The following is a 14908-nucleotide window of genomic DNA, read 5'->3' as shown; positions in this document are numbered from 1 at the left end:
AGTACACGGGCCGCATCGCGCGCGCCGCGGCCTCGGGGAGCGGGTCGCCGACCTGCTCGACGAGGAGATCGAGGTGCGCGACCGCCCCGGCGCCCGGCCGCTCGTCACGACCGCGGGTGCCGTCTCGTTCGAGGCGATCGGAGTCGACGACGGCTACGGCCGCCCGCTCTTCACCGACCTGTCGCTGCGGATCGGCGGCGGCGAGAACGTGTGCCTGCTCGGCGCCTCCGGAGCCGGCAAGTCGACGCTCGCGAGCCTGCTGGTGCGCGCGTCCGATCCCCGTCGCGGACACATCGCGATCGACGGCACCGATCTGCGCGACGCCACCCTGGCGAGCCTGCGCGCGAGCATCTCGCTCCTGCTGCAGGACTCGGTCCTCTTCGCCACGTCGGTCCGCGAGAACATCCGCTACGGACGCCTGGACGCGACCGACGCCGAAGTCGAGGAGGCGGCCCGCCGCGCGAACGCGAGCGACTTCGTCGAGGCGCTGCCCGACGGCTTCGAGACCGTGCTCGGCGAGCGCGGCGGCACCCTGTCCGGCGGTCAGCGCCAGCGCATCGCCATCGCCCGGGCACTGCTGCGCGACGCCCCGGTCGTCGTCCTCGACGAGGCGACGACCGGCCTCGATCCCGAGGCGCGCGCCCAGGTGGCGCAGTCGCTCGCCGAGCTCACCCGAGGCCGCACGACGATCTCCATCACGCACGACCCCGCCGCGATCGCCGGCGCCGACCGCCTGCTCTGGCTCGAGGACGGCCGCATCGTCGAGGACGGGACCCCCGAGGAGCTGCTCGGCAGCGACTCCCGCGTCGCCGCCTGGTTCCGCCGCGCCGCGGTCCCCGGGACGACCGAGGAGGTGCGCGCATGACGCCCGGCACGGAGGCGGCCGTCGCCGACCTGGCCCGCCGCGACCCGGCGCTCCCGGCCCTCGCTCAGCTCCTCGACGCGCGGCGCCTCGACGACGCCCTGGGCCTCGCGGTCCGCGTCACCCGTCGGCGCTGGAAGCGCGGCGCGGACGTCGTGGTCGCGTTCGACGCCGCCGCCGGCCCGGGCTGGATCGCCTCGTACGCCGACCCGGCCAAGCTCGACAAGACCCGGGAGCGCGCACGGCGCATCGGGGTCGTGCTGCGCGAGCACCCCGAGCTCCGCGCCGTGAGCGGCCCCGTGCGCGCCGATCGCGAGCTCTCGCCCTCGGTGCGGCGCCTCGAGCGGCTCGAGCCCGGACTGCTCGAGCGCGCCCGCCTCCTGCGGCACAACCCGCACCGCCGGCTCGTCGTGGCCGAGGCGTCGCGCGTGGTCAAGATCGTGACCCCCGGAGCGGCCGCGTCCGTCGTGGAGGTCGCGCGCGTGCAGTGCGCCCTCGCCGACCGGGGCGTCCCCGTCCTCGTCCCCGCGGTGATCGGCTCCGGCGCCTCCTCGACCCCGTGGTGGGGCGACGGCGATCTGACCGAGCGCCCCTCGGAGCTCGGCGCGGCCCGGGCGGGGTCCGCGCTCGCCCGACTGCACGCCGTGCGGGGCGTCCCCGTCCCGGCGGGCTCCGGCGACGAGGTCGCCACCGCGGTCCGAGCCCTCGTCGATCTCGTCCCGGATCTCGCCCCGCGGCTCGAGCGGCTCGCGGCCGGTCTCGCCGGCGCGGGCCGCCGCTCCGCCGTCGTGCACGGCGACTTCTCGGCCGACCAGGTCCTCGTCGGCGACGGTGTGCGCCTGATCGACTTCGACCGCGTCCGCGCCGACGAGCCCGAGCGCGATCTGGGCGGGCTCCTCGCGGCGGAGCCGCCGTCCTCCGGGCTCGGCGCAGCCCTGCTCGAGGCGTACCGCGCCGACGGGGGAGTTCTCGACCCCGCCGCCCTCCGCCGCCGCACCGCCTCGGCCGTGCTCCTGCGCGCCGTCGAGCCGTTCCGCACCGCCCTGCCCGACTGGCGGGAGCGCGTCGAGGCCGCCCTCGCGCGGGCCGAGGGGGTGCTCGCGTGCTGAGCGCGGTGCCCGCGGAGATCGTCGAGGACGGAGTGACGTGGACCGTCACGCGCGCCTGGCCCGCTCCCGACGGCGCCGATCTCGAGGCGCACGCAACCGGCTCGCCCGACGTCCGCGGCGGCCGCTGGAGTGCCTCGGGCGGGATCCGGCTCCTGCCCGCCGGCACCGACCGCCGTCTCCCCGCCCTCGAGTCCGCCCGCCGGGAGGGCTCCGTCGTCGTCCACCGCCCCGGCCGTCGTGCCGTGGTGCGCTCGGCCGACGGCGGGAGCTTCCTCAAGGTGCTGCGCCCGCACGCCGCTCCCGGAGTCGTGGCCGCCCATGCGAGCGCCGAGGTCTTCGCCGCAGGGTTCGACCTGCCCCGGGTGCTCCACCGCGCCGGCGACCCGGAGGGCCTCGTGCGCTTCGCCGCGCTGCCCGGGCGCACGCTGCTCGAGGTCGGCTCCGACCCGCGCACGACGCCCGAGCAGTGGTGCGCGGTCTGGGAGCGCTGGGCCCGGGGGTGGGCGCTCCTGCCCCCGGCGCCCGCCGAGCTGCCGGAGCACGGGCCGGCCGCGGAGTCCGGCGTCGTCGCGACCTGGGCCGCGCACGCCGCGACGCAGCGGCCCGCGCACGAGCGCGCCGGCGTGCTCGCGGCGGCCGCTCGCGTGTCGGAGTCGCTCCTCGCCGCCCCCGCCGAGCCGCTCGTCCTCGCGCACCGCGATCTGCACGACAAGCAGCTCCTCGCCGCCGAGGACGGGTCCCTGGCCCTGCTCGACCTCGACACCGCCGCGCGGGCCGAGGCCGCGCTCGATCTCGGCAATCTGCGCGCGCACCTGCGGCTGCGCACCGCGCAGGGGCTGCTGCCGCCCGAGCGGGCCGCCGAGGCCGCCGCGATCGTCGACCGCACCGCCGAGAGGGCCGGAGTGCCTCCGCACCGCCTCGACGCCCACGACACGGCAGCGCGACTCCGCCTCGCCTGCCTCTACCTGTTCCGACCGGCCTGGCGCTCGCTCGCCGCCCGGTCGCTCGCCCGCACCACCGGAAGGATCCTCGCCCCGTGAGACCATCGACACCGAACCCGTTCCGCCGCTCGACCCGCACCGGCACGACCCCCGAGGAGACGCCCATGGCCCGACGCGGTCCCGTCCTGCTCGCGGTCGGCGCGGTTGTCTGCCTCGCCGCGATCATCGGAGGCGCCGTCACCGTCGCCGGCGCGATGCAGCCGCCGCAGCAGGTCACCGAGATCGGCTCCACCCCGGTCGTGGGCCCGAGCCGCGCCCCCGGGGCCGACGAGACGCCGACCGGGGGTCCGAGTGCCGACCCGGGCACCGCGACCGATCCCGGGACGGCGACGGACCCCGCCGCGACGCCCGCTCCCGCCGCGCCCTCCGCCGAGCCGAGTCCGCCCGCTCAGCCGAGCGGGGGCACGGCCCCCGTGCCGGTCGTCCCGGTCCCGGCCCCCGCGCCCGCCGACGGCGACGACGGCGACGACGAGGACACCGACGATCCGGACGACGACGTCGACGACGACACCGACGACTAGCCCGGGGCGTCAGCCCACCATCCGGTACCCCATGCCGCGCACCGTCTCGATCCGGTCGGCGCCGATCTTGCCCCGCAGGTAGCGCACGTAGACGTCCACCACGTTCGAGCCCGGGTCGAAGTCGTAGCCCCACACCCGGCTGAGCAGCTGCTCGCGGCTGAGCACCTGCTCGGGGTGGCGGAGGAACTCCTCGGCCAGGGCGAACTCGCGGGCGGACAGGTCGATCGTCCCGCCCTCCACCGTCGCCCGGCGCGACCGCAGATCCAGCGTCACCCCGCCGTGCACGAGCGTCCCGTCGTCCTCGCCCGCACCGGTCGCGGCGGCCTCGCGCAGCCGCAGCCGGATCCGCGCGAGCAGCTCGTCGAAGCGGAACGGCTTCGCGAGGTAGTCGTTCGCGCCGAGATCGAGCCCCTCGACGGTGTCGGTGACCGAGCTGCGGGCCGTCAGCATGATCACGGGGAGCGTCGACCCCTCCGCCCGCAGCGCCCGCAGCACCGCGAACCCGTCCAGGCCGGGCAGTCCGACGTCCAGCAGCACCAGGTCGAACGGGGTGCCGCGGAGGTACGACAGCGCGTCGTCCCCGCGGGCGGCGCGCGTCGTGGTGTACCCCGCCGCCCGCAGGCCCTTCTCGACGAAGGCGGCGATCCGCTCCTCGTCCTCGGCGATGAGGATCGTGCTCACTCGGTGCTCCCTGTCCTGTCGTCGGTGTCGTCGTGCGGATGCCGCTCCAGCGGCAGCGAGAGGGCGAAGCGGGTGCCGCGGCCGGGCACCGAGTCGAGCTCGACCCGGCCGCCGTGCGCGCGGGCGATGGCCGACACGATCGCGAGGCCGAGACCGGAGCCGCGGATCCCGCGCCCGTCGTCGACCCGGCCGAAGCGCTCGAAGATCCGGTCGCGCGCGGCCGGCGGGATGCCGGGCCCCTCGTCGGTGACGAACAGCTCGACCCGGTCGCCGCGCCGCTCGCTGCCGAGGACGATCGTCGACCCCTCCGGGCTGTACTTCGCCGCGTTGTCGGCGAGCTGCAGCCAGGCCTGCGTCAGGCGGGCCGCATCGGCGTCGATCCGGACCTCGGCGACGGGCCCGGAGCGCCACCGGGGCCCGGGGATCACCGAGACCTTCGCGAGCACCTGGCGGGTCAGCTCGCCGATGGCGGTGGGCTGCGGGGCGACGCGGTCCTCGCGCTCCGCCTCGGACAGCTCCGCGATGTCCTCCAGCAGGTGCCCCATCCGGTCCAGCTCGTCGAGCGCGATCGCCCGCGTCGACTCGACGTCCACGGGGTCGCGGGTGTCGACGAGCTCCAGGTGCCCGCGGACGATCGTGATCGGCGTGCCGAGCTCGTGCCGCACGTCGGCCAGGAGCCGGCGCTGCGCCTCGAACGAGCCCTCGAGCCGGCCGATCATGTCGTTCACCGTCCGGGTGAGGTCCGAGACGTCGTCGTCGCCGGCGACCGGGATCCGCTCGCCCAGGTCGGTCGCGGTGATGCGCGAGGCGGTCCGCCGCAGCTCGCGGATGGGGGAGAGGAGCCGGCCGGCGACGAACCAGCCGACCAGCCCCGTCGCGGCGAGGGCGACCAGGGCGATCACCGCGTAGCTGAGCGAGACGTCGCTCAGATCCGACAGCCGCGCGTCGGTGTCGATCGCGGTGACGAAGACGCCCTCGGTGCCCGCGCCCTCCACCCGGAGCGGCACGGCCGCGTACCGCAGCGTCCCGTCGTCGGTCTCGCCCCAGCCCAGCACGGTCGCGCCGGCAGCGGTCTCCTCCGACACCCGGGCGAGGAACGCGGCGTCGTCGTCGAGCAGGAAGCTGAGGGCGTACGGCTGCGGCTCCCAGCGTGCGACTCCGTCGACGAGGCCGACCGTGCTCCCGTCGAGCCGGGGCAGCACCTGCCCGAGGACGGTCCGCAGCAGAGCGTCCATGTCGGTGAAGCCGGAGCCGTCGGTCGGCGCCGCGGTGAGCGGAGCGTCGTCCGGCTCGACGACCACCGCCTCCTGGGGCGATTCGACGATGGTGCGCACGCTCTCGACCTGCTGGCGCAGCTCCTCGTCGATCGACGCCAGGATCCGGTCGCGCTGCAGGAGGAACGACGCGCCTCCCGAGACGAGGAGCCCGAGCGCCGTCACGACCAGGATCGCGGCCAGGATCCGCACCCGCACCGATCGCAGGCGCCGCACGGGCGCGGACGCGGGGGTCGGGGTCATGGCGGGCTCCCGGGGGCGGGGCCGGTGGACGGCCGTCGGGCGGGAGCGCGGCCGCCCCCTGCCGCCATCATCCCAGCAGCCCGCTCGGCCCTTCCTGGAGGCGGGCCCGACGAGAGGCGCCGGAACAGAGATCGACCCCCGACGGCAGGGGCAGGGCCGCCTGCTCGGACCGGGGGTCGAGCTCTTCTTGGCGTCGAGCATCCTCCTCGACGCGCGCCGGGTCAAGACCCCGGCCCACGAGGAGCGGGGCGGCCGTCGGCGCGGTTCCCGGCTCGCGCGGTCGTTAGACTGGACCGCCTGTTTTCCTGCGGCCCCCGGAGCGCGATCCGCCTCCCGGCCGCGACGGGCCAGCACGGGAAGGGCGCACGATGACGGACGGGAACACGATCCTCGAGACCGAGCTCACGCGCGAGCGCGAGTACGTGGCGGGGCTCTACGCCCGGCTGGACGAGCTGATCGCGCAGGCGCGCCGGGCGCTGGACACGGTGCGCATCCAGAGCGTCGGCGGCAACCACCAGAGCCGGTCGGAGCGCGACGCGTACGCCCGACTCTACGAGGACCGCATCCGGACCCTGTCGGGCGCCGACGACAGGCTCGCCTTCGGCAGGCTCACCCTCGCCGACCAGGAGACCGAGCACCGCTACATCGGCCGCATCGGCCTGCGCGACGAGGAGCAGGACACGCTCCTGCTCGACTGGCGCGCCCCGCAGTCCGCCGCCTTCTACCAGGCGACCGCGGCGCGCCCCATGGGCACCCGCGCGCGCCGCCATCTGACCACCCGCGGCCGCGAGGTCGTCCGCTTCGAGGACGAGGTCTTCGACGAGGAGCTGCTGCGCGAGGGCACGGCGCTGCAGGGCGAGGGCGCGCTCATGGCCGCGCTCGGCGCGGAGCGCACGGGCCGGATGCACGACATCGTCGCGACGATCCAGGGCGAGCAGGACCGCATCATCCGCTCCGACCTGCGCGGCGTGCTCGTCGTGCAGGGCGGCCCCGGCACCGGCAAGACCGCCGTGGCGCTGCACCGCGCCGCCTACCTCCTCTACTCCTACCGCGACCGCATCGCCTCCTCCGGGGTGCTCGTCGTCGGTCCCTCCCGCTCGTTCCTGCGCTACATCGAGGCGGTGCTGCCCTCCCTCGGCGAGACGGGGGTGGTGCTCTCGACCCTCGGGCAGCTCTACCCGGGGCTCGACCTCGTCGACGAGGACGACCCGGCCGTCGCGCGGGTCAAGGGCTCCGCGCGCATGGCGGAGCTGCTGCGCCGCGCGGTCCGCTCGCGCCAGGTCGTCCCCGCCGAGACGCAGATCCTCGACGTCAACGGCGAGAAGCTGCGCCTCGAGCCGCACGACGTCGAGCGGGCGATCACCCGGGCGCGGGAGTCGCGCAAGCCGCACAACGAGGCGCGCGTGAGCTTCGTGAAGACCATGATCCGCGACCTCACGAAGCAGCTCGCCGACCAGCTGCGCAGCCACGGCAACACGGTCGACGAGGCCGACGAGGCCGTGCTCCGCGAGGACGTCCGCACCGCGAACGACGTGCGCATCGCGCTCAACACCGCCTGGATCCCGCTCACCCCCGAGAAGCTGATCCAAGACCTCTACGCCCGGCCGAACTGGTTCGCCACGCTCACGCCGCGCTGGACCCCGGCGCAGCGCGCGCTCCTGCGCCGAGGCCGCGACGCGCCCTTCACGGTCTCGGACGTGCCGCTGCTCGACGAGGCCGCCGAGCTCCTCGGCGCCTACGACGACCACGCCGACGCGCAGAAGAAGGCCGAGAAGGAGCAGCGCCGTCGCGACATCGAGAACGCCGAGCAGGCGATCCGCAACATGGGCGTCGACGGTCTCGTCAACGCCAAGGACCTCGCCGCCGGGTTCGCGGAGCGCACCAGCCTCGGCACGACCGCCGAGCGCGCCGCCGCCGACCGCTCGTGGACCTACGGCCACGTCGTGGTCGACGAGGCGCAGGAGCTCTCCCCGATGCAGTGGCGCGTGCTCATCCGCCGCTGCCCGATGCGCTCCTTCACCATCGTCGGCGACGTCGCCCAGGCCTCGGGAGCGTCCGCCGCGTCGAGCTGGGACGACGCGCTGCGCGACGGGTTCGGCCGCCAGGGCCGCGCCGGCGAGGCGCCCGTCTGGCGCATCGAGGAGCTCACCGTCAACTACCGCACGCCCGCGCAGATCGTCGCGTTCGCCGAGCGGACGGCACGGCAGAACGGCCTCGAGATCACTCCGAGCCGCTCGGTCCGCTCGACGGAGTGGCCCGTCCGCACGATCCGCGACCGCGGCGACGCGACCCTCCCCGACCGCGTCCTGGGCGCGCTCCGCGAGGACCAGGAGATCTCGACGGAGGGGACCCTCGCCGTGATCGCGCCCGACGCCGACCTCGACGCGATCACCGCGCGCCTCGAGGAGGAGTTCGGCCGCGCCGTCGGCCGCGGCTCGACCGGTCTCGACCGCGCGATCGCCGTGCTGTCCACCACCGAGGCGAAGGGCCTCGAGTTCGACTCCGTCGTCATCGCCCGTCCGCGCCTGATCGCCGAGGCCGGCGAGCGCGGAGCCGCCGCCCTCTACGTCGCGATGACCCGCCCCACACAGCGCCTCACCCTGGTCGAGTGACTGCCGAGGGAACCCCGGCCCGTCGAGGGAACCAGTAGCACCGGGCTCCCTCGACGTCCCCGGGTTCCCTCACCCGCCCGCCCCCGCACACCCCGCTCCCGGCCGCCCCGCTCTAAGATCGATGACCATGAGCAGCGAGAACCTGACCAAGCCCGAGGTCGACGCCCCCGAGGGCCCGGCCCCCGATTCCCTCGTCGTCGAGGACATCGTCGTCGGCGACGGCGCCGAGGCGCAGCCCGGCTCGACCGTCGAGGTGCACTACCTCGGCGTCGAGTACGACACCGGCGAGGAGTTCGACTCCTCCTGGAGCCGCGACCAGTCGATCAACTTCCCCCTGAACAATCTGATCCGCGCCTGGCAGCAGGGCATCCCCGGCATGAAGGTCGGCGGACGCCGCAAGCTCGTCTGCCCGCCGGCACTGGCCTACGGCCCCGCGGGCGGCGGGCACCCGCTGTCCGGCAAGACCCTGATCTTCGTGATCGACCTGCTCGGCACGAAGTAGTCCCTCCCGTTGCGCCCTCCGGGCGCACGCACGGCGAAGGCGCAGCCCTCTCGGGTGCTGCGCCTTCGTCGTGTCCGGCGGTCTGCGCACAGCGGATCGGCACCGAGCGGATCGGCACCGAGCGGATCGGCCCCGAGTGGATCGGCCCCGAGCGGATCAGCGCGGCTGCGCCTTCCTCACGCGGTCGACCAGCTCGCGCCAGGCACCGTCGAGCTCCGTCTCGCCGAGCCGCACGTGGTGCGTCTGCACCTGGATCTCGTACACGAAGCGGTCGGGCCGCCCGGCAGCGTGCTCGGGGGACGCGGCACGCGGCGGTGACGGGGCCGAAGCTTCGTCCTCGTCCCACGGCAGAGAGCCGAGAAGCTCGCGCCAGGCGCGCTCGTCCGGCTGCTCCTCCACGTCGACCCGCCACACGCGCCGGAGTCCGGCGAATCCTCCGCTGCGCGACACGATGACGTCCATGCGCGCGATGGTACTCGCCCGGTCTCCGAGCGGCGCGGGCGGCAGCGCACCCGGCGTGAACCCCGCTCAGGCGGACGGCAGCTCGACCTTCACGGTGCTCCAGCCCGTGCGCACCGCCTCCTCGACGTCGGACCCCGCTCCGTAGCGCTCGGCCGCCGCGGCGACCGTGAGGCCCGCGAAGGTCGTGAAGTCGGCGGTGGCGGTGAGCACCCCTCCGGTGAGGACGTCGTACCAGACCTGCCCGGCCCGTTCCCAAGCCGTCCCGCCGAGCGTGATCGCCGCCACCGCGAAGGCGCGGTTGGGGATCCCGGAGTTGATGTGGACGCCGCCGTTGTCGTCCTCGGTGTCGACGTAGTCGTCCATCGAGCCCGGCTGCGGGTCCTTCCCGAGCACGTCGTCGTCGTAGGCGGTGCCCGGTGCGATCATCGAGCGCAGCGCCGTGCCCTGGACCTCGTCGGTGAAGAGGCCCTCGCCGATCAGCCAGCTGGCCTCGTCGGCGCCCTGTCCGGCGCCGAACTGCTCGAGCAGCGCGCCGAAGACGTCCGAGATCGACTCGTTGAGCGCCCCCGACTGCCCCCGGTAGACGAGGTTCGCCGTGTACTCGGTCATCCCGTGCGCCAGCTCGTGGCCGATCACGCTGGGCGAGATCGTGAAGCGGCGGAACACCTGGCCGTCGCCGTCGCCGAAGACCATGCGGGAGCCGTCCCAGAAGGCGTTGTCGTAGTCGTCGCCGAAGTGCACGGTCGCGTCCAGCGGCAGCCACGCGTCGTCGATGGAGTCGCGGCCGTAGGCCTCCTGCAGGAACGCCGACATCGCGCCGAGCCCGTCGTAGGCCTCGTCGACCGCGACGTCGCCGGTGGCCGGCTGCCCCTCCGTGCGCACGGTGACGCCGGGGAGCGTCTCGGTGGTCTGCGCGTCCGAGATCGTGCGCTGCAGGGCGGCGACGCGGTTGCGGGGGGAGGGCGCGGCGGTGGCGGTGGGGGCGCCCCGACCGGGGGACGGCTCGCCCGGCCGGACCCGCCGGAACGGCACGTCCTGCTCGAGGGAGCGGCTCGCGGCCCGCGCCGCCCGCGCGAAGGCGGGATCGTCGAGGCGGGCGATGCGGACGAGGAGGTACGGCGGCACGACGGTTCGTCTCATGCGCCGATCCTCGCACCCACCGCCGACACCGGCCCGGGCTCGCCCGCGCGTCCCGGATGCGGTAGCGGCGATCCGCGCCGCCCCCGCGATAGCCTGGCGATCGACGAGCGGTTTCCACCGATCCGGGGCCCGGCCCCGAGGACGACGAGGGCGGACATGGGCATCATCACGCGGGGCTTCTTCGGCAAGCGCACCGAGAATCCGGACATCCCGCCGGGGCAGTACCTCGAGACCGGCTTCCCCGTCCTCTCGATCGGGCCGACCCCGAACATCCACGAGTGGAGCTTCTCGATCGACGCCGGGCCCGCGGGCGTGCGCAGCTGGTCGTGGGACGAGTTCCAGGCCCTGCCGCAGGAGGACGTCCACACCGACATCCACTGCGTGACGCGCTGGTCCAAGCTCGGCACCACCTGGCGGGGCGTGTCGGTCGACACCTTGCTCGACGGCATCGAGAGCGACGCCGGATACGTCATGGCGCAGAGCTTCGGCGGCTACACCACCAACCTCCCCCTCGCCGAGATCCGCGGCGGGAAGGCCTGGGTGGCGACGAGCTTCGAGGGCGCGCCGCTGGCTGCCGAGCACGGCGGCCCCGCGCGACTGCTCGTGCCGCACCTCTACTTCTGGAAGAGCGCGAAGTGGGTCAGGAGCCTGCGCCTGATGCCCGGCGACGAGCCCGGCTTCTGGGAGCAGAACGGCTACCACATGCACGGCGACCCGTGGAAAGAGGAGCGCTACCGGTGAGGTGGCAGGAGTCGGTGGCGGAGGCGGTCGCGCCCCTCACTCCGACCTCTCGCCTGATCACCCTGCGCGTCCCAGGCTGGCCGGGCCACCTCGCCGGGCAGCACCTCGACGTGCGCCTCACCGCGCCCGACGGCTACCAGGCGAGCAGGTCCTACTCGATCGGAGCCCCCGCCGACGGCGAGCGCGTCGAGCTGGCCGTCGAGCGGCTCGAGGACGGCGAGGTCTCGCCCTACCTGGTCGAGGGCCTCGAGGCGGGCGACAGCCTCGGAGGTGCGCGGACCGATCGGCGGCTGGTTCGTCTGGCGTCCCGAGCAGACCGAGCCGGTGCAGCTGATCGCCGGCGGCAGCGGACTCGTGCCGCTGATGGCGATGGCGCGGGAGCACGGCCGCACGGGCAGCTCAGCGCCCATGCGCCTGCTGTACTCCGTCCGCTCGCCCGTCTTCGCGTACTACCAGCGCGATCTGCAGGCGCTGGCCGAGCTGCCCGCCGAGCGGGGCGGAGTCGCGGTCGACACGGTCTACACGCGCGTCGCTCCGCCCGGTGCGATGCGGCCGGCCGGCAGGCTCACTCCGGAGCTCCTCGCCGAGGCGGTGCTGCCGGCGTCGGCCCGGCCCACCGTCTACGTCTGCGGACCCACCGCATTCGTCGAGGCGGTCGCCACCGCGCTCGTCGCCCAGGGCCACGCCCCCGAGCGCGTCCGCACCGAGCGCTTCGGCGGCCCCTGACGCTCGGCGCGACCTCGCGAGATGCCCCTCCAGTACGCGACACGCCGTGCGGGGCGTACCGGAGAGGCATCGCGCGCGAGAGCGCGGGGAGCGGTGCCTACTCGAACGAGACGGTGCGGTTCTCGCCCACGTCCGGCTGTCCGCCCTTCACCGCGGCGGCGAGCACCTTCAGCAGCACCACGGGTCCGGGCTCGTCCGAGGCCCACAGCTCGACCGTCTCGGCCTCGACGCGCAGGAGCGCGACGGTGGGGTCGTCCTTGCCCTCGGGGAACCAGCCCGCGACCTGCGGGCTCCAGAGCTCGTCGACCTTCGCCGCATCGTGCACGACGGTCGCCGATCCGGCCACCGAGAGGTAGCCCTTCTTCGATTCGAAGGCCACGTTCACGCTCGGGTTCGCGCGGATGTCGTCGACCTTGGGCGAGGGGTCCTGGGTGAAGAACCAGAGGATGCCGTCGAAGTCGGTGTCCTGGGCGGCGAGGGGTCGGCTGACGAGCTGCCCGGTCGCGTTCACGGTGGTGAGCAGCCCGATCTTCGCGCTCTTCACGAGCTCGGCGATCTGGGCGACGTCGTCGGAGTTGGCAGGGGTGATGTCGGTGTCGGTCATGGGGGCGACGCTACGCGGCTGCCCGGGGGCCGCAAGGGGTGGCGAGCGCCGGGCGGGCGTGCCTACCGTTCAGGCATGGACACCACCACGTACACAGCCATCCTCGACAGCGGAGCCGAGCAGGAGAGCATCCGCCTCGAGCTCGTCGACGGAGCACCCCAGCGCTCCCTCACCCGCGTCGCCGACATCGACGGCGAGGAGGTCGAGGTCGTCTGGGAGCTCGAGGACGACGACGAGGGCTTCCACGTCTACCGTCCGACCCGGGTCGAGGGGCGCGACGACGACAGCGGAGCCGTCTCGGACGAGAACCTCACCGACGGACGCGGCACCAGCGACTTCGCGGGGGAGTGACCCCGTCCGCCGCGCTCCGGCTCCGGGGCGCGGCGGACGCCTCAGGCCGTCGGATGCAGCGCGTCGTAACCGCGGAACGCCGGCCGCGTCCGCAGCACCGCGGCGAGGATCGCGAGGATCGCGAGCCCTCCGGCCAGCGGCGGCAGCCAGAGCAGCGCCAGCGAGGCGAGGAGACCCGTGTAGAGGTCGCCCACCCGCGGTCCGCCGGTGACCACCACGATGAACACGCCCTGCAGCCGCCCGCGCATGTTGTCGGGCACCGCGGTCTGCAGCATGGTCTGCCGGAAGATCGAGCTGACGTTGTCGGCCGCTCCGGCGCCCGCCAGGGCGAGCGAGGCGAGGCCGATGAAGGCGAGGTTCGGCACCGAGGAGTCGTGCCGCACCAGAGCGGCGGTCAGGAGCACCGCTCCGAACGCCGCGATGAACGCGCCGTAGACCTGGATCGACCGGCCGATGGCGAAGCCCTGCCGCCGGACGCCGGTGAGCCGGCCCGAGAAGACGCCGCTGAGCAGTGCTCCGACGGCGAAGGCCGCGGTGAGGACCCCGACCGTGACCGCGCCTCCGCCCAGCAGGAGCGCCGCCGCGGCGGGGAAGACGACGCGCGGCTGCCCGAAGGTCATCGCGACGATGTCGACCAGGAACGACATCCGGATGTTCGGCGCCCCGCGCAGGAATCGCAGCCCGAACCGCAGCGACTCGAGTCCCGGCCGCTGCCGCTCGCCCTCGGGGACCAGCGCCGGCAGTCCCACGATGCCCAGGAACGCCGCGAGGAACAGGACGACGTCGATCGTGTAGGTGAGCGGGAAGCCGACGCCCGCCACCAGGACGCCCGCGAGTGCCGGACCCACCGTGACCTCCACGCCGCCGGCGATCCCGCCCAGCGCGGCGGCCGCGGGGACCAGCTCCGGGCGGAGCAGCCGCGGCGCGAGCGTCATCCTCGTGGCCACGATGACGGTCGTCGCGACGGCGTTCAGCGCGGTCAGGACGTAGAGGGTCAGCGGGGTCTCGGCGCCCAGCCAGGCGAGCGCGGCGATCCCGGCCGTCGAGCCCCAGGCGACGAGGGCCGACAGGAGCAGCACGAGGCGGCGGTCGAACGCATCGGCAAGCATGCCGCCGTAGAGCCCCGCGATCACCGTCGGCACCAGCGCCACGACGCCGACCATCGCGACGGCGAGGGTCGACCCCGTGAGCTCGTAGATGTGGAGGCCGACGGCGACGATCGTCATCTGCCCGCCGATGCCCGAGATCACGTTGCCGGCCCACAGCCGGGCGAACGCGGGGGACTCCCGGAGCGGCGAGACGTCGAGGACGTGGCTGCGCCGGGGCGCGCGGGGGAGCTGGCTCACCTGCTCCATTGTGCTCGGGCGCGCGCTGCGGTGCGCTCGGGCGCGCGTTGCGGCCCGGCGGGGACGCGCGCGGCGGACCCTCTAGGGTGGTGGGCATGAGCACGTCATCCGACGGCGCGCCCCGACGTCCGGCCGCCCCCGCGTCGCGAGCGGCCGGAGCAGACTCCCCGCGCCGCTCGGCCCGCACCGCCGCGCCGACCCGCACCGCCGCGCCGACCCGCACGGCGGCGCCGACGCGCGCCGCGTCCCGCCCGCGGACCCGCACCGCCGCCTCCCCGGCGTCCGGCGGGCGCGTCGCCGCACTGTGGCGCCGCTACGGAGCCGCCCTGTCGGGCATGGCGATCGCGGTCGTCACGGTGCCGATCTCGTTCTTCGTCTGGTACTCCCTGATCTCCCTGGGCGCCTACCCCGGCGACCGCGCGGTGAGCGATCTCGTCGTCGGCGTCCTCTACACCGCGCTGATCCACGCGCTCCTGCTGGTCGGGATCCTGCTCGGAGTGTCGTCGATCCGCGCCCGCCGCCGCGAGAAGCGCCCGCCGATCGCCGGCTGGATCGCGGTGGTGCTGAACCTGCTCGTCCTCGTCTACTGGGAGCTGCTCGTCTCGCCGTGGCTCGTCGTCCTCTGGAACCGGGCCGTCGGAGCCTGAGCCCCTGCCCCGAGACGGGCTCCGCTCTGGTAAGCTCGTCCGGTTGCCGTTCGACGGCCGCGGATCAAGAGAGCCCACGCATCAGG

General features: G+C 74.7%; 16 protein-coding genes and 1 pseudogene. 11 read left to right on the top strand and 6 right to left on the bottom strand.

Annotated elements, in window-relative coordinates; all coding sequences use genetic code 11:
• Positions 1-73 precede the first annotated feature (73 nt).
• The 4 genes from AC0CID_RS06060 to AC0CID_RS06045 are packed head-to-tail and all read left to right on the top strand — an operon-like array spanning position 74 to position 3493.
• On the top strand, positions 74-865 hold the full coding sequence (locus AC0CID_RS06060; protein WP_465226102.1) for an ABC transporter ATP-binding protein: 792 nt from the start codon (positions 74-76) through the stop codon (positions 863-865).
• Positions 862-1971, top strand: a complete 1110-nt coding sequence (locus AC0CID_RS06055) for a phosphotransferase family protein (protein ID WP_465226101.1) — start codon at positions 862-864, stop codon at positions 1969-1971. Before AC0CID_RS06060 ends, AC0CID_RS06055 begins: the two co-directional genes overlap by 4 nt.
• Before the next feature lie 5 nt (positions 1972-1976).
• Positions 1977-3011, top strand: a complete 1035-nt coding sequence (locus tag AC0CID_RS06050; protein ID WP_465228142.1) for a phosphotransferase family protein — start codon at positions 1977-1979, stop codon at positions 3009-3011.
• Positions 3008-3493, top strand: a complete 486-nt coding sequence (locus tag AC0CID_RS06045; RefSeq protein WP_465226100.1) for a hypothetical protein — start codon at positions 3008-3010, stop codon at positions 3491-3493. Before AC0CID_RS06050 ends, AC0CID_RS06045 begins: the two co-directional genes overlap by 4 nt.
• A gap of 9 nt (positions 3494-3502) precedes the next feature.
• Here the strand turns inward: AC0CID_RS06045 and AC0CID_RS06040 are convergent, their stop codons facing one another.
• Together AC0CID_RS06040 and AC0CID_RS06035 are read right to left on the bottom strand one after the other, a co-directional pair.
• Positions 3503-4174, bottom strand: coding sequence for a response regulator transcription factor (locus tag AC0CID_RS06040; RefSeq protein WP_207407855.1), 672 nt, complete (start codon positions 4172-4174; stop codon positions 3503-3505).
• Positions 4171-5691, bottom strand: coding sequence for a sensor histidine kinase (locus AC0CID_RS06035; protein WP_465226099.1), 1521 nt, complete (start codon positions 5689-5691; stop codon positions 4171-4173). The genes AC0CID_RS06040 and AC0CID_RS06035 overlap by 4 nt, the downstream gene beginning before the upstream one ends.
• A gap of 368 nt (positions 5692-6059) precedes the next feature.
• Between AC0CID_RS06035 and AC0CID_RS06030 the strand changes: the two genes are divergently transcribed.
• Both AC0CID_RS06030 and AC0CID_RS06025 read left to right on the top strand, forming a co-directional pair.
• Entirely contained in the window at positions 6060-8303 is a 2244-nt protein-coding gene (locus tag AC0CID_RS06030) for a HelD family protein (RefSeq protein ID WP_465226098.1), read from the top strand.
• Positions 8304-8430: 127 nt separating this feature from the next.
• Positions 8431-8805: an FKBP-type peptidyl-prolyl cis-trans isomerase gene (locus AC0CID_RS06025; protein ID WP_278250109.1), complete on the top strand. Its 375-nt coding sequence runs from the start codon at positions 8431-8433 to the stop codon at positions 8803-8805.
• Between the two features lie 156 nt (positions 8806-8961).
• Here AC0CID_RS06025 and AC0CID_RS06020 read toward each other — a convergent pair whose 3' ends face one another.
• Positions 8962-9267, bottom strand: a complete 306-nt coding sequence (locus AC0CID_RS06020) for a protealysin inhibitor emfourin (protein ID WP_465226097.1) — start codon at positions 9265-9267, stop codon at positions 8962-8964.
• A gap of 66 nt (positions 9268-9333) precedes the next feature.
• Positions 9334-10407 (bottom strand): M4 family metallopeptidase, encoded by a 1074-nt coding sequence (locus AC0CID_RS06015; protein ID WP_465226096.1) that lies wholly within the window; start codon positions 10405-10407, stop codon positions 9334-9336.
• 156 nt (positions 10408-10563) lie between these two features.
• Between AC0CID_RS06015 and AC0CID_RS06010 the strand changes: the two genes are divergently transcribed.
• From AC0CID_RS06010 to AC0CID_RS06000, 3 genes and pseudogenes are all read left to right on the top strand, one after another.
• Positions 10564-11148: a sulfite oxidase-like oxidoreductase gene (locus AC0CID_RS06010; protein ID WP_465226095.1), complete on the top strand. Its 585-nt coding sequence runs from the start codon at positions 10564-10566 to the stop codon at positions 11146-11148.
• A pseudogene (locus tag AC0CID_RS06005) lies at positions 11043-11354 on the top strand (hypothetical protein); the annotation flags it as partial. The gene AC0CID_RS06010 and the pseudogene AC0CID_RS06005, both read left to right, overlap by 106 nt.
• Positions 11355-11418: 64 nt before the next feature.
• A complete protein-coding gene (locus tag AC0CID_RS06000) occupies positions 11419-11874 on the top strand; it encodes a ferredoxin reductase domain-containing protein (RefSeq protein WP_465226094.1) in 456 nt (151 codons plus the stop codon).
• Between the two features lie 97 nt (positions 11875-11971).
• Here AC0CID_RS06000 and AC0CID_RS05995 read toward each other — a convergent pair whose 3' ends face one another.
• Complete coding sequence (locus AC0CID_RS05995; RefSeq protein ID WP_465226093.1) at positions 11972-12478, bottom strand: pyridoxamine 5'-phosphate oxidase family protein; 507 nt, start codon at positions 12476-12478, stop codon at positions 11972-11974.
• A gap of 75 nt (positions 12479-12553) precedes the next feature.
• Between AC0CID_RS05995 and AC0CID_RS05990 the strand changes: the two genes are divergently transcribed.
• Positions 12554-12829 carry a hypothetical protein gene (locus AC0CID_RS05990; RefSeq protein WP_207407684.1) on the top strand — a complete coding sequence of 92 codons (276 nt, stop codon included), beginning with the start codon at positions 12554-12556 and terminating at the stop codon, positions 12827-12829.
• Between the two features lie 41 nt (positions 12830-12870).
• On the opposite strand, the gene AC0CID_RS05985 is transcribed toward AC0CID_RS05990, so the two are convergent.
• Positions 12871-14184: an MFS transporter gene (locus AC0CID_RS05985; protein ID WP_465226092.1), complete on the bottom strand. Its 1314-nt coding sequence runs from the start codon at positions 14182-14184 to the stop codon at positions 12871-12873.
• An 86-nt stretch (positions 14185-14270) separates the two neighbouring features.
• On the opposite strand from AC0CID_RS05985, the gene AC0CID_RS05980 reads away from it, so the two are divergent.
• Positions 14271-14822, top strand: coding sequence for a hypothetical protein (locus AC0CID_RS05980; RefSeq protein ID WP_465226091.1), 552 nt, complete (start codon positions 14271-14273; stop codon positions 14820-14822).
• Positions 14823-14908 lie beyond the last annotated feature (86 nt).

Source organism: Rathayibacter sp. AC451 (assembly GCF_979253095.1).
This window is presented reverse-complemented; position numbering and strand designations above follow the sequence as displayed.

Bases quoted from the DNA above. Each gene is read 5' to 3' on its own strand.
- AC0CID_RS06020 (WP_465226097.1), bottom strand. From the start codon at position 9,267: ATGGACGTCATCGTGTCGCGCAGCGGAGGATTCGCCGGACTCCGGCGC.
- AC0CID_RS06025 (WP_278250109.1), top strand. From the start codon at position 8,431: ATGAGCAGCGAGAACCTGACCAAGCCCGAGGTCGACGCCCCCGAGGGC.
- AC0CID_RS06030 (WP_465226098.1), top strand. From the start codon at position 6,060: ATGACGGACGGGAACACGATCCTCGAGACCGAGCTCACGCGCGAGCGC.
- AC0CID_RS06015 (WP_465226096.1), bottom strand. From the start codon at position 10,407: ATGAGACGAACCGTCGTGCCGCCGTACCTCCTCGTCCGCATCGCCCGC.
- AC0CID_RS05980 (WP_465226091.1), top strand. From the start codon at position 14,271: ATGAGCACGTCATCCGACGGCGCGCCCCGACGTCCGGCCGCCCCCGCG.
- AC0CID_RS06055 (WP_465226101.1), top strand. From the start codon at position 862: ATGACGCCCGGCACGGAGGCGGCCGTCGCCGACCTGGCCCGCCGCGAC.
- AC0CID_RS05995 (WP_465226093.1), bottom strand. From the start codon at position 12,478: ATGACCGACACCGACATCACCCCTGCCAACTCCGACGACGTCGCCCAG.
- AC0CID_RS05990 (WP_207407684.1), top strand. From the start codon at position 12,554: ATGGACACCACCACGTACACAGCCATCCTCGACAGCGGAGCCGAGCAG.
- AC0CID_RS06035 (WP_465226099.1), bottom strand. From the start codon at position 5,691: ATGACCCCGACCCCCGCGTCCGCGCCCGTGCGGCGCCTGCGATCGGTG.
- AC0CID_RS05985 (WP_465226092.1), bottom strand. From the start codon at position 14,184: ATGGAGCAGGTGAGCCAGCTCCCCCGCGCGCCCCGGCGCAGCCACGTC.
- AC0CID_RS06010 (WP_465226095.1), top strand. From the start codon at position 10,564: ATGGGCATCATCACGCGGGGCTTCTTCGGCAAGCGCACCGAGAATCCG.